Raw genomic sequence first — 13,459 nt, forward strand, 5'->3', positions numbered from 1 at the left:
CTTATCGCCGCAAAAGGTCGCCGCGCAGGTGCGGTCTTCGGCGGTTGATATTTTAGAGAGGGGCGACGTTTGAGCAAACCACGAAAGTCCTTAGCGCAAAACCTCATATGGTGGTCGCTGTTACTCTTGGCGCGCTTCTTCAGGTTCCTGCCTCACGGTGTCTCTTTGTCTTTGGGGTCTGCCGTAGCCACAGCGGTGTGGTCTTTGAGCGGGCGCAGGGTGAGGGAAGCGGAAGCGCGATGCGCCAGAGCCCTAAGGGTAGACCCGTCGGAGGCCCGAAGAATCGTGCGCCTTTCTTATGTAAACTTGGGGCGCAGCCTTGCGGAGGCGCTGCGCTTCCCCGTAATTAAAGGTAAAATAGGGGAAATTGTGGAAGCGCACGGCCTCGAGAATCTGGATCGCGCCCTCGCGCTCGGGAAAGGGGTCATACTCCTCACGGGGCACTTGGGCAACTGGGAGCTCGCCGCCGCCTATTTAGGCATAAAAGGTTATCCTATGAAGGTGGTAGGGGCCGAGCAGCGCGACGATCGCCTCACCGATATGCTCGTTGAGCTGAGGAAAGGCGTCGGCGTAACGACTATAGGTAAGGGCTTCGACTTAAGAGGCGCGATAGGATGCCTGAGGCGCGGTGAGATCTTGGGCGTATTGCTTGACCAGGATGCCAAGGAAAAGGGAATTGTGGCGCCGTTTTTAGGGCTGCCCGCGAGCACCCCTTACGGTCCCGTGAAGCTCGCTCAGAGGATGGGTTCGCCCATAGTGCCGCTTTTCATCGTGCGCCGCGACTCTGTGCGCCGACACGACCTTTACGTACTCCCTCCGCTCGAGGTCACCGCAGACGTGAAAGCCTCGGTGACGCGGTGCAATGATGTCATAAGCGAGTGGATAGCACGATTTCCCGAAGGTTGGCTTTGGCTTTATCCGCGTTGGGCTTCCACCGTGAAAGGGGACTAGTGCCGTGGAGTTGGGCATCGACCCTGGTCGAGCCAAGGTGGGGTTTGCCTTTGTGGAAGGGGAAAGCCTTTTAGGTTCAGGCGTCGTGCCAAAGGCTCTCTTTGGCGATTTTGTGCGGATCGTTGCGGCGCAGTCTTGGGGATCGCTCACTTCCTGGCTTTTGGAGGGAGATGCGGGCTCCTTGGAGGGGCGCCGCATTGATGTTATAGTTATAGGAGGAGGAACTGGAGCGGAGGATGTGAGGGCGGAATTAGAAAGAGCGGGATTTAGCGTGGCCATGGTCGAAGAGGCGTTTTCGACGCTCGAGGCCCGCTCTCTGTATTGGAAGCTTCACCCGCCCAGGGGATGGCGCAGGATCATACCGCTTTCACTTCTCGTTCCGCCTCGGGATTTGGACGACTTAGCTGCGTGGATTCTGGTTTTGCGATTCCGTGCTTCTTCGTGGAGGTAATGAGATTGGATGCTGCTACAATAACTGCACTGGTAAACAGCTTTGGCGAAGCTTTGGTTTCCGTAAGCCAAAGCTTGGGGGTCTCGGTTACGATAGACAAGGCCAACGTTAAACCGGGCGTTAACGCGCCGGGTAGCCGCCTTGCGGCCTCTGTGGGGTTCGTGACCTCGAATGTTCAGGGCACGGTGGCCGTCATGATCAACGAGGATAGCTTCAGCCAATACGTGACGGCCATGTCCGGAGGGATGCTCAAGCCGGACGTAAACGACCCCGTTGCTCTGAGCGTCATAGGGGAATTTGCCAACATGGTGGGCGGACACGCAACCATGAAGGTCAGCTCCGAGAGGATTGACCTCACCCCTCCGCAGCTTTTCGTGGGCCATGAGATAAAAGCCGTCTCGTTTCAGGGTGAGTCGGTGAAATCGTTCACGGTTCCCTTTAGGGTGGAGGGCAACGGGATGGTGTTTTTGGTGTTGGCTATCCATGAATGACGATCATATCAGGTGACGGCTGTGGTTCAGGGAGAAGAGAGCAAAGAGCGACACCTTGAGGACCTTTTGGCCTACGTCGTGGGGATGCCTGTCGACGAGATAGAAAGATTGATGGCGACGTACAGGGAATCGGGCGCGAAAGAAAGCCCGGCAGCTCTGTTGGGCTTTCTGGCCCGCTCGGGCAGGAAATACACCCTTCTCTGGGTCGTAATGTCTTACACCGACGAGGTGTCGATAGTCGCGGCTGCGCTCTTCGGACCGGATAAAGCCCTCATCTGGGAAGGGGCTTCGGCTGTGCCCTATGGCGCAGACAGCGGTTCATTCAAGCTTTGGAACCGTGTCCTCGAGTTAGCTTCCGGCATTGCTCTCGGCAAGCCTTCTCCGGTTTCCGAGTCCGATTTCTGGATGGCCCAGCAGATTGCCCGCCACGTGCGCGCCGTGTGGCCCGAATCTGCCCCTCAACTGTTGATAGAGGCAGAAGAAGCGCCCTTCTCTGAGGCGCAGGAGGGCGAGGAAAAATACCTCGAACTGAAGGTCATCGCCCTGAAGAAGGCCGTGGAGCTCGAGAAGGAACTCAGAGATCGGGCGGGGCGATCGCTCCCCCTGTCAGCGCTCCGTATATTCAAGGTTTCCGTGCCCGAATTGCGCGAGATGGCCCTCGGGGTGCATTCGCTTCAGCACGCCCTTGACGACTATATCGCTCGGGCGATCCAAGAACCCCGCCGCGAAAAAGGGATTCCATCGGAAGAGAGCCCTGAAGAAGAGGGAGGAGCTCAAGAAGAAGAGCTCCTCTATTTTCGCCCCCTCGTCGATCCGATCAAGGGAAGGCCCCTTTCTGACCTACGCGCGGGCGAGGCTATATTGCTCGATGGGGGGGAGGAGGCGCTCGAGGGGCAGATATACCTGATCCGCCTTCTCAGGGATGGCCATTACGAGCTCCACGGGATGCTCGCAGGCGGCGGTTATTTCAAATGCGTCGCCCCCGGAGACATAAAGGTAAAGGTTCCCGGGCTCAAGGAAGAACACTCTCAAAAGCAAATGCCTTTGATCGTCGTGATTATGCTCGCCGTGGCCATAGGGATCCTCCTCTTTTTGCTGTGATTGCAACCGTCAGGAATAGATGACAGAAAGTGTCGCTTCGGCCAGAGACGCGAGGCTCGAAACCATCTTCTCTTGGGGCAGCCCGGCCGCGTCGTAAGCGAGGGGAGTCTCGGTGCAGGCGGTCATGAGCGGCAGCGGCTTTTTCTCCCACAGCTTCTCCGCCGCGCGGCGCATCTTCTCCGCCGCCTCGGCCATTTTATTAGCCTTGACCAGCTTTATCAGGAGCTGGATCTCCGATTGCACCTCGGCTTCGGGCAAAAAGAGCGGATATCCCACCTTTGCGGCGTAGGTTTCGTAGATGCCCGAAGCGCGCGTTCCGTCGGTGGCCACGAGCCACGCCCCCTCCGGCGACGTTAGGCGTGCCTTTTCGACGGTAGAGTGGACGATGTGGATGAGGGGCACGGGGATCTCGGCGAGGAAGTGGTCTATGAAATAGTGGGCCGTGTTGCACGGCACTGCCAGAAGGTCTGCCCCCCACTCGACCAGGCGGAGCAATCCCTCCTTTAGATATGGGGTCGGGTCTTCACCCCTGCCGAGTATGGCTTCCGTCCGGTCCGGTATCTTGGGGTTGGAAAGCACGATGACGACCGGATGGTCTTGGTCTTTAGCGGCCGGGGCGAGTATCGTAAGCAACCTCAAAAATTCCGCCGTGGCTGCCGGACCCATGCCGCCGAGCACGCCTAAAACTTTATCTCCTTTTGACATAGAAAAACCCCCTTTGGCCTGTTTTGTAACCATGTTGGCGAATGCGAAGAGCCCCTGCAGACGGAACTGTCGCATCCGCGCCGATATTATATTCTATCCTACTCGGTCTTTCGGCTGTGGTGGAAAACACCCATTTGTAGTTAAATTTCGCAATGAGTGATATCGTTTTGCCATAAGCTTACCGAGCGAGGCGATGGACCGTGAACGCAAGGTTTAAGTTCGCAGCTTGTCTCCTGTTTTCTTTTTGCTTCCTTGTGAGCTCTCCCTCTTCCTCCGAGGGGAAGGCGGTGGTTTTGGCCCTCTCCGGCGGCGGCGGTAAGGGGATGGCCCACATAGGAGTGCTCAAAATCCTCGAGGAACGGGACATACCTGTTGCTGGCATAGTGGGCACGAGCATGGGAGCCATCATCGGTGGGCTCTACGCCGTAGGTTACAGCGCAAGCGAAATAGAAGGGCTAATCGAAGAGTTGGACTTAACTGCCATATTATCAGACCGAGCTCTGCCCGAGATGGTGCCCGCTGGCGAGGAGGAGGCCATGATAAGGCGCCCCTTCTTTAGGCTTTCCTTCGATGAAGAAGGCAAACTGATCGGGCCAAAAGGGGGATTGCCGGCGGTGAGGTTGTTGAACGAAATCGCCGCCATCGTGGCTCAAAGGGCACAAGCTGTGGACTTTTACAAACTCCCCATACCGTTTGCTGCCGTGGCCACCGACCTCGAGACTGGAGAGGCCGTTATCCTGCGCCGTGGGAATTTGGCCTCCGCCATGCGAGCCTCTATGGCTATCCCGGGTTTGTTCGAGCCGTGGCTTTACGATGGCAGGATTCTCGTTGACGGAGGCCTGGTGGCCAACGTCCCAGTCAGGATAGCCAAGGAGCTCTTTCCGGGCTATCCGGTCGTCGCCGTAGACGTGTCCGGCGGCTTGGCCGGCAGGGATGAACTCCGCTCCCTGGCTGGCATAGTTGGTCAAGCCATCACCATCCTTACGAGGGGCAACGTGGAGGAGGATCTCAAATTCGCGGATCTGGTCATAAGGCCGAACGTGAACGAGCTGCCACTTCTTGACTTTTCCAAAGTAGGAGAGGCGGTTCGCCTCGGAGAGGAAGCCGCTACGGCGGCATTTCCGGAGCTGGCAAAACTGGCCGAAAGGGCTCCATCGCCGCCAGAGTTTGTGGCGGAGAAACCCCTGGTGGCCCGCGTCGCGGTGACGGGGTTGCCGTCTCAGCTTGAGCGGGAATTCTTGGCTAAAAGGAGCGATTGGATAGGCAGAGAGCTTGATGTGAAAGCGGTCGTGAGTTCTTGCGAGGAGCTGAATGCCTACGGCGACATTAGAGCGGTTGATTATCAAATCGAGGAAGGCCCGGACGGCGTGGCGCTGGAGTTTATAGCTCACCGCACCCCTCCTCGCCAGCTCGTTTTGGACGGTTACGCGAGCAACCTCACACCCTACAGATGGCTTTTCGTCGACGCGACGGTGAGGGATATCGCCTCCGAGGGGGATGAATTGAAGACGCGATTTCTCGTGGGCGAACAGTGGGGGGCGCGGTTGGCTTACTTTTGGCCTGCCCACGGAGGTGAACGCACGAGCGTGCGCCTGGACGTCCAGGATTGGGAAGTGGAACCCGAAGGGCGAGGTGGGCTTTCCTGGACCCGTTACAACCTCGCATTAAACCATCACATTTCTTGGGGCAAGTTCAGGGCAAGCTACGGACTGATGGCCGAATGGCTCGATGGATCTGGAGACGAAGAGAGTTGGGGACCTATGGCCGAATTGGCCTATTTGGGCTTGGACAACCCCTTAGACCCCAAGAGCGGAGTAAGCGCGCGGTTTTTAGGATGGTATGCCGAGGAAGAGCTGTTGGCCAGGCTTTCTTTCCGCATGGCCGCTTCGCCTTCCGAGAGTTGGCGCTTGCTCTTGGAGGGCGGTGCGGAGATAGGTGACGAGAGCATCCCGGCCCATGCCGCCACTTTGGGAGGCCTTGACGAGTTGTTGAGCAGAGCGTATCACCCGCTGATGGGCGAGAACGCCCTCTGGCTGAGGGCGACGTTGCGCCACCCCTTGGTGCAGACGTGGTGGGGAGGATTGAACGCGGATCTCTTCGTCGGTGCCGGCGCCACGTACGACGGCGGCTGGGGTAAAATGGAAGACGCGTGGGAAGTGGGTGTTGCCCTTTCTGTCCCCAGTGCCTTCTTTGGGGGCAGTATTTACGCGGTTTACGACGATCGCTCCGACTGGACCTTCGGCTTCTCCATAGGCGCTCCGCCTCTTAACGACGAGCCTGTGCGCCAATAGCTCTCGTTGCGTCGTATTCGATCTCAGTCTAAAATGTCAGTTAAGACCATTACAGCTCTGGCTGGGGGCGGAAAAACCCAGCCTGCCCGAAGAGTGGGCAACGTGAGGGGGTTTTATGGCGAGAAACATCACGCCTAAGGAAGAAGATTATTCTCAGTGGTATTTGGACGTCATCAAGATCGCAGAGCTTGCCGACTATGCCCCGGTCAGGGGGTGCATGGTCATACGCCCGTGGGGCTACGCCATATGGGAATCGATTCAAAGCCAGCTCGACGCGCGCTTCAAGGAGACGGGGCACGCGAACGCTTACTTCCCCCTACTCATACCCGCTTCCTTTCTCGAGAAAGAGGCGGAACACGTAGAGGGCTTTTCCCCCGAATGTGCCGTGGTGACCCATGCCGGTGGGGAGGAGCTGGAGGAACCTTTCGTCATCCGTCCCACTTCGGAGACGGTGATAGGTTATATGTACAGCAGGTGGGTGCAATCGTGGAGAGATCTCCCGATACTCATAAACCAGTGGTGCAACGTCATGCGCTGGGAAAAGCGCCCGAGGCTTTTTTTGCGCACCTCCGAGTTTCTGTGGCAGGAAGGGCACACAGCCCACGCCACGAAGGAAGAGGCGATAGACGAGACGCTGAAGATGCTCGAGGTCTATCGTTCTTTTATGGAAGAAGTGCTTGCCCTTCCGGTGGTCACGGGAGAGAAGTCGGAGGGCGAGCGTTTCCCTGGAGCCTTGAACACTTATACGTGCGAAGCGATGATGAGCGATAAGCGCGCCCTCCAGGTGGGAACCAGCCATTTCTTGGGCCAGAACTTCTCCAAGGCTTTCGATATCTCCTTCCAAAACAAAGACGGGAACATGGATTACGCATGGACCACGAGCTGGGGGACCTCAACCCGCCTCATAGGGGCCGTGATCATGACGCATTCGGACGACGACGGCTTGGTGTTGCCTCCGCGCTTGGCCCCTGTGAAGGCGGTTTTGATCCCCATCAGCACCGATGAAAGGAAACTCGAGGACACGCTCTTGCCGAAAGCGCGGGAGCTCGCCAATCGCCTGGAGGCCGCCCTCGGGCCCCGCTCCGTAATCGTGGACTCCCAATTTCACCTCCGCCCCGGCGATAGGTTTTTCTATCACCTCCAGAGGGGAATTCCATTGAGGCTCGAGTTGGGAGAGCGCGAGTGGGACAGGTGTGTCCTTAGGGCCGTGAGGAGGGACACGGCGCAGAAAGAGGAAATCTCTTGGGACGCTGTGGATAGCGCCGTGCCCCGCATATTGGAGGAGATGCAGAGGGCGCTTTACGAGAGGGCGCTCGCATTTCGAGAGGCCAATACCTACCATGCGGGTTCTTTCGATGAGTTTAAGGGGCTGTTAGAGGAAAAAGGCGGCTTCATAAAGGCCTATTTCGCCGGCGGAGTTGCGGAGGAGAGGGCCATAAAAGAGGCTACTACCGCTACGGTTCGTTGCCTGCCGTTGAACGATAATAGCAAGGGCAGGTGCTTTTACACGAAAAAAGACGGAGGCAGGTTGGCCATCTTCGCCAAGGCCTATTAGCGATATATAAAAACCCCGGAGGGGTGATGTCGATGGCGACGGAAAAGAAGGTGCGCGGCGTTACGATACGCCTTTATAAAGGCGATATCACCGACTACGACGGCGACGCCGTCGTCAACGCTGCCAACAATTATTTGTGGATGGGAAGCGGTGTGGCCGGCGCGATAAAGAGGAAGGGCGGCGTCGAGATAGAGAGGGAGGCCGTGGCGAAAGGGCCCATAAACGTAGGGGAAGCCGTCGTGACAGATGCCGGGCAGTTGAACGTGGATTACGTAATACACGCTGCCGTGATGGGCCAAGACTTGACGACCAACGAGCGCTTTATAAGGGAGGCCACGACGAACAGCCTTTTCTTGTGCGATGAGCTCGGCGTAAAGCGCGTCGCCTTTCCCGCCTTTGGCACCGGAGTCGGAGGTTTTCCCTTGAGGGAATGCGCCAAGGCCATGCTCGAAGAGGTTGTTCTGTATTTAAAAGAGGAGGATACAAATCTCGAGGAGATCGCCTTTTACCTCTACGGAGACGAGGCTTTTAGGGTCTTCAGCGAAGTGTTGGAATCGCTTGAAACCGATCCCGGATCGGGGCAATGATAAACCTCTACAGGGGGTGAAGTTATGAGCGCAAATATGTTCAGTTTGGACGGCAAAGTGGCCGTCACCGTCGGAGGGAGCGGTGCCCTCGGGACGGCGGTCTCGCGGGGACTCGCCAGGGCCGGGGCCGATGTGGTTCCTGCGAGTCGCAACCTAAAGAACAACGAGCAGCTGGCCGGTGAGATACGCGCTCTCGGGAGGCGCTCCGTGGGGGTATCCGTCGACGCCACGGACAGGTCTCAGGTTAGGGACTTGATAGAAAAGATAGTCAAGGACTTCGGTCGCCTCGACATATTGGTGAACATGCCGGGGACGCTCTTTAAGAAGCCCATGTTCGAGCTATCCGACGAGGAGTGGGACAAGACTATGGCCGTCAACCTCAAGTCCATCTTCGTCTTCGGTAGCGAGGCGGCCAAAGTCATGAAAGACCACGGAGGCGGGTCTATAATCAATTTCGCGTCGATGGGGTCTTTTTTGGCCATAGTGCGCTCTTCGGCCTACTGCGCCAGCAAGGGCGGCGTGGCACAACTAACCAAGGTGATGGCCGCAGAGTGGGCGCAATACGGCATAAGAGTGAACGCGATAGCCCCCGGATGGTTCAAGACGAAGCTCAACGAGATGTTTTTGGGGCAGCCCGAGGTGGAGGCGCGCATAACGGCCAGGACCATGCTGGGCCGTTACGGCAAGGCGGAGGACCTGGTAGGGCCGGTGGTCTTCCTGGCCTCGGAGGCTTCTAATTTTGTCACCGGCACGATCATCCCCGTAGACGGCGGCTACCTGTCTTACGGCGCATGACGATGAGGGCGCACAGGCGCCCTCATCGTTTCTGTGCATCTGTCATAGCGTGCTGATGCTTAGCAAGTTTGAGGTTTATGGGGAGCCGCATGTGGCTTTTTGCGAGGGGGGATAGGCACGGGCTAATCGTATAACGTGTCCCGTTTGATTAATAATAAGTTAAGTAGAAAAATCTTGATCATAGTGGGAGGCATAGCATGTCACAACCGTCATCCGATGAGAGGCCGGGTAAGGAACATAAGATAATAGTCGCTTGTGGAACGGCTATCGCCACTTCAACACACGTAGCGATAAAAGTCAAGGAATTGCTACAGGAACGTGGCATAAGCGTTCACACGGTTCAATGTCGAGTGCAAGAAATCCCTATGTATGCGACCGACGCGGACCTCGTTATATCGACCGCTCAGGTTCCTTTCGATTTAGATGTGCCTGTAGTTGACGGCATTCCCTTTCTTACGGGGATAGGCTTAAAAGAAGTCATCGATAAGATTGAAGGCATCTTGAAAAAGAAGGGTTGAACGTAATAAGAAATTAGTTAGGCTTATGGATGCATTCCTTTGGACGCATCGTTTAACTAACTTAAATAAAAAGGGGAGATTGTGAATGGAGATTGTGGCTACAGCATTTAACTTTCTCACCGGTTTGGGTTCTCCTGTCATGCTGCCGATCGTTATTTTCATTCTCGGAATTATATTGGGCCAGAAGGTTGGTCGTGCTTTTGTATCGGCCATTACCGTAGGGGTGGGTTTTATCGGTTTGGGCTTGGTTATATCTTTGTTGTTCGATGCGCTTGGCCCCGCCACGAGCGCGCTCGTCGAGGCGACGGGTTTGCAGTTGAACTCGCTCGACGTGGGGTGGGGCGTAGCAGCGGCGATTGCTTTCGGCACATCTGTCGGGGCTCTGGTATTCGTAATAGCTTTGGGAGTTAATGTCATTATGTTGTTGCTAAATTGGACGAAAACGTTAAACGTAGATCTGTGGAATTTTTGGCATTACGCCTTTACTGGCTCTTTGGTATATCTCGTTACGGGGAACAACCTGCCACTGGGCTTGTTAGCCGCTGCCATACATGCCGCGGTGGCTCTGTTGATAGCGGACTGGACCGCCAAAAATGTGCAGGAGTTCTTTAAAATTCCTGGCGTTTCCATACCTCAAGGCTGGGCTGTAAGCAGCGTGCCCATCATCAAGATCTTAAACGCAATAATCGAGAAAATTCCAGGTTTGCGCGAGGTTTACTGGACTTCCGAATCGCTGCAAAAGCGCCTTGGTGTCTTTGGGCAGCCGATAATCATGGGCGCCGTTTTGGGATTGCTTTTTGGAGTGCTCGCCTACGGTATAAATCCCGGGGAGATGGGCCCATCCGAAGTTTTGGGCAAAGTGTTGATGCTATCGGTGCAGATGGCTGCCGTAATGCTGCTCGTGCCTCGTATAATCGCTATCTTCATGGAGGGCTTGACGCCTCTTTCCGAGGCGGCGCGATCTTTCATGCAGAAGCGCTTTGCCGGCCGGGAGTTTTACGTCGGACTCGATTCCGCCATCTTGATAGGGCACCCGATTACGATTGCGGCGGCTATCATACTGATCCCGATCGCTTTGTTTTTAGCCGCCGTTCTGCCAGGGAACACTACGCTTCCTGCCGCTGATCTGGCCGCTACTGCCTTCTTCGTGTCGATGGTCCCGCCGCTTACCAAGGGAAACTTGTTTCGCTCTATCTTATACGGTGCAATCATTATGGTAGTCGTGTTGTATGTCTCGAGCGCTTTTGCCCCTTTGCTCACCCAGATTGCCAAGAACATAGGCTATGCGATTCCGGAAGGCGCCGTTCAGATAACCGGCTTATCTGGCGGCAACTGGATAGCCTGGATTATAACCACTATAGCGAGGGCGTTGTTCGGTTAAGTAAGAATGTGTGAGGCGATGTTTGTGAAAAGAGAGCTCGATTGGGAACTTCTTGAAAAATTGTGTTCGATTCATGCAATGTCCGGGCACGAAGATGCCATGGTCACTTTTTTGTATGATAGGATTGCTTCAATTGTCGATTCCATCAGCATCGACAACTTGGGCAACGTGGTGGGGATCTTAACAGGGTCACAATATCCCGCCAGCCGTCTGATGTTGCAGGCCCACACGGACGAACTTGGCCTCGTGGTCCGCAACGTCACCGCAGATGGCTTCCTTTTGGTGGAGCGCGTGGGCGGTGTGCCCGAAAAGACGCTCCTCGGCCAGCGTGTCGATGTAGTGACCGAAGACGGCGGCATCGTTACGGGCTACGTGGGCCCCAAATCTCACCATGTCACCAAACCAGAAGAAAAATATAAGGTTCCGAACATCCACGACATGTTTATAGATGTGGGTTTGTCGAGCAGTGAAGCCGTGGAGGGAGCGGGAATAAAGGTGGGAGACCCTGTTTTGTACCATCCCAACTTCTGTTGTTTCGGGGATGGCATGATTTCTTCCAAAGCTCTCGACAACCGGGTTGGGGTTTTCGTTTTGCTGGAAACCCTCAGGGCTTTGGCTCGCAACCGTCCGCCTTCTACCTTGGTCTTTTCGTTCACGGTCCTTGAAGAGTTCAGCATCCGCGGTTCTTTACCTACCATCGCTGCCACTGAACCCGACGCCATCATATCTGTCGATGTTACTATCGCTACGGACACGCCTGTCGAGGAGCCGCTTCATCCTGTGGCTTTAGGCCATGGTCCTGCAATAAAGATGATGGATTTTCACGGCCGAGGCACGCTGGCGGGCCTTTTCCCCTCGCCCAAACTGCGTCGATTTATAGAATCGGTTGCGAAGAAGCAAGGCATACCGCTACAGCGCGAGGTAATCGTGGGGGTTATAACGGATCCGGCGTTTCAGCTTTACGTAGGCAAAAAGGGCCAAGTCATTGCGGGAATCTCGATACCGCAGCGATATAGTCATTCCCCAATTCAGACTTGCCACGAGTCGGACATCGCTTGGGCTGTTGACCTGGTGGAGACGACGGCTAGGGCTTTTACTCCAGAGGTGGACTTGAGTCGTGGGACCATTACCGTGAGAAAGGGGCATCAGTGACCATGAAATGGCTGAGGGAACTGTTTGGAACTAAAAAGCCGATCATCGGGATGTGCCATATGCGGGCTCTGCCCGGAGACCCGGGTTACGCACTAGACAAGGGCATGGATTGGATATACGAATGCGCGCTTCGTGACCTTAAGGCTTTGCAGGAGGGCGGGGTGGATGCCGTGTTGTTTTCCAACGAGTTCAGCCTTCCCTACCTGACCGAGGTTGACACCATTACAGTGGCGTGTATGGCAAGCATCGTTGCTTCTCTTAAACCTGAGATCAAGTTGCCCTTCGGAGTTAACGTCTTGTGGGATCCGAAGGCCTCGATAGATTTGGCCATGGCCACAGGGGCGTCTTTTGTGCGCGAAATCTTCACCGGCGTCTATGGCAGCGATTTCGGTTTATGGAACACCAATTGCGGCAAGGTCGTCCGCCATCAGCATGCCATAGGTGCTGACCATGTACGCCTGTTCTTCAATATCGTCCCTGAGGCGGCGGCATACTTAGGTTCGCGAGATATCGCGGATATTGCTCGATCGACGACGTTCAACGCAAGGCCAGATGTTTTATGCGTCTCAGGCCTTACCGCCGGCAGAGAGGCGTCGACACAAACCCTGAAGATCGTAAAGGAGGCTGTACCGGACGTGCCGGTATTTGCTAACACCGGCGTACGATTAGAGAACGTGGCTGAACAGCTCGCCATCGCCGATGGCGCTATAGTCGGCACGGCTTTCAAAGTCGATGGCAATACGTGGAACCCCATCGATGCAAACCGCGTCAAGGCTTTCATGAAAAAGGCGAGAGAGGCTCGGGGAGAGTAGCGAATCGTGCCCGTCAAGATTGCGCCTTCGTTGGCATCGGCACCGTTAACCTGTTTAGCCTCTGTGGTGAAAGAGCTCGAAACGGCAGGGGCAGACTACATCCATTTTGATGTAGAGGACGGGTCGTTTGTGCCGGTCATGACGTTAGGCGTAAAGGTCATAGGAGACCTGCGTCCGCTGACTAACATTCCCTTCGATGTCCATTTGATGATGCATGACCCCGAGTGGCTGTTGCCTTATTTGATAGAGATGGGAGCGGATCGCGTTGTCGTTCATGTTGAGACATGCAAATACCCGCGTCGCACCTTGCGTATGATCGCTGAGATGGGAGCGAAAGCTGGGGTCGCTCTGAACCCGGCTACTCCGCTGCCGGACCTCAAATACCTGCGCCCTTATCTTTCCTTTGTCCTAACGCTGACGACGGAGCCTGAGCTTCCCGATTGCCCTTTCCTGCCAGAGATTTTAGACAAGATCTCTAAGGGGAAGAAAGATCCGGCTTTGAACGGGATTGAATGGGCAGTCGATGGCGGCATCGGGCTCGATAATATAGGCGAGGTCGTGCGTTCTGGCGCAGATACGGTGGTGGTTGGCAGGGCAATCTTTAAAAATAGCGAGATCGCCGAAAATCTACGTGCTCTGCGCGAGGCTGCAAATTCCTGCCGATCGTGA

14 protein-coding genes are annotated in these 13,459 nt (G+C 55.8%); 13 read left to right on the forward strand and 1 reads right to left on the reverse strand.

Annotated elements, in window-relative coordinates; all coding sequences use genetic code 11:
• Positions 1 to 69: 69 nt before the first annotated feature.
• The 4 genes from EZM41_RS04310 to EZM41_RS04325 are packed head-to-tail and all read left to right on the forward strand — an operon-like array spanning position 70 to position 2,994.
• Positions 70 to 951 carry a lysophospholipid acyltransferase family protein gene (locus EZM41_RS04310; RefSeq protein WP_198469871.1) on the forward strand — a complete coding sequence of 294 codons (882 nt, stop codon included), beginning with the start codon at positions 70 to 72 and terminating at the stop codon, positions 949 to 951.
• Between the two features lie 4 nt (positions 952 to 955).
• On the forward strand, positions 956 to 1,402 hold the full coding sequence (locus tag EZM41_RS04315) for an endonuclease (protein ID WP_198469873.1): 447 nt from the start codon (positions 956 to 958) through the stop codon (positions 1,400 to 1,402).
• Positions 1,402 to 1,893 (forward strand): chemotaxis protein CheX, encoded by a 492-nt coding sequence (locus EZM41_RS04320; RefSeq protein ID WP_198469875.1) that lies wholly within the window; start codon positions 1,402 to 1,404, stop codon positions 1,891 to 1,893. The genes EZM41_RS04315 and EZM41_RS04320 overlap by 1 nt, the downstream gene beginning before the upstream one ends.
• Positions 1,894 to 1,905: 12 nt before the next feature.
• A complete protein-coding gene (locus tag EZM41_RS04325) occupies positions 1,906 to 2,994 on the forward strand; it encodes a hypothetical protein (protein ID WP_198469877.1) in 1,089 nt (362 codons plus the stop codon).
• A 9-nt stretch (positions 2,995 to 3,003) separates the two neighbouring features.
• Here the strand turns inward: EZM41_RS04325 and EZM41_RS04330 are convergent, their stop codons facing one another.
• Positions 3,004 to 3,699, reverse strand: a complete 696-nt coding sequence (locus EZM41_RS04330) for an aspartate/glutamate racemase family protein (protein ID WP_198469879.1) — start codon at positions 3,697 to 3,699, stop codon at positions 3,004 to 3,006.
• A gap of 200 nt (positions 3,700 to 3,899) precedes the next feature.
• Between EZM41_RS04330 and EZM41_RS04335 the strand changes: the two genes are divergently transcribed.
• From EZM41_RS04335 to EZM41_RS04375, 9 genes are all read left to right on the forward strand, one after another.
• The gene (locus EZM41_RS04335) at positions 3,900 to 5,990 is read left to right on the forward strand and encodes a patatin-like phospholipase family protein (RefSeq protein ID WP_198469881.1); all 2,091 of its coding nucleotides are present in this window, start codon (positions 3,900 to 3,902) and stop codon (positions 5,988 to 5,990) included.
• Between the two features lie 115 nt (positions 5,991 to 6,105).
• Entirely contained in the window at positions 6,106 to 7,545 is a 1,440-nt protein-coding gene (proS, locus tag EZM41_RS04340; protein ID WP_198469883.1) for a proline--tRNA ligase, read from the forward strand.
• A gap of 32 nt (positions 7,546 to 7,577) precedes the next feature.
• Positions 7,578 to 8,132, forward strand: coding sequence for a macro domain-containing protein (locus EZM41_RS04345; RefSeq protein WP_198469885.1), 555 nt, complete (start codon positions 7,578 to 7,580; stop codon positions 8,130 to 8,132).
• A 24-nt stretch (positions 8,133 to 8,156) separates the two neighbouring features.
• A complete protein-coding gene (locus tag EZM41_RS04350; protein ID WP_198469887.1) occupies positions 8,157 to 8,927 on the forward strand; it encodes an SDR family NAD(P)-dependent oxidoreductase in 771 nt (256 codons plus the stop codon).
• A 197-nt stretch (positions 8,928 to 9,124) separates the two neighbouring features.
• The gene (locus EZM41_RS04355) at positions 9,125 to 9,445 is read left to right on the forward strand and encodes a PTS sugar transporter subunit IIB (RefSeq protein WP_198469889.1); all 321 of its coding nucleotides are present in this window, start codon (positions 9,125 to 9,127) and stop codon (positions 9,443 to 9,445) included.
• An 85-nt stretch (positions 9,446 to 9,530) separates the two neighbouring features.
• A complete protein-coding gene (locus tag EZM41_RS04360; RefSeq protein ID WP_198469891.1) occupies positions 9,531 to 10,826 on the forward strand; it encodes a PTS galactitol transporter subunit IIC in 1,296 nt (431 codons plus the stop codon).
• 24 nt (positions 10,827 to 10,850) lie between these two features.
• Positions 10,851 to 11,978, forward strand: a complete 1,128-nt coding sequence (locus tag EZM41_RS04365; protein ID WP_198469893.1) for a M20/M25/M40 family metallo-hydrolase — start codon at positions 10,851 to 10,853, stop codon at positions 11,976 to 11,978.
• Between the two features lie 2 nt (positions 11,979 to 11,980).
• Positions 11,981 to 12,790: a BtpA/SgcQ family protein gene (locus EZM41_RS04370; RefSeq protein ID WP_198469895.1), complete on the forward strand. Its 810-nt coding sequence runs from the start codon at positions 11,981 to 11,983 to the stop codon at positions 12,788 to 12,790.
• A gap of 6 nt (positions 12,791 to 12,796) precedes the next feature.
• On the forward strand, positions 12,797 to 13,459 hold the full coding sequence (locus EZM41_RS04375; protein ID WP_198469897.1) for a ribulose-phosphate 3-epimerase: 663 nt from the start codon (positions 12,797 to 12,799) through the stop codon (positions 13,457 to 13,459).

The organism is Acetomicrobium sp. S15 = DSM 107314, from assembly GCF_016125955.1.
GTDB classification, from domain to species: domain Bacteria; phylum Synergistota; class Synergistia; order Synergistales; family Thermosynergistaceae; genus Thermosynergistes; species Thermosynergistes pyruvativorans.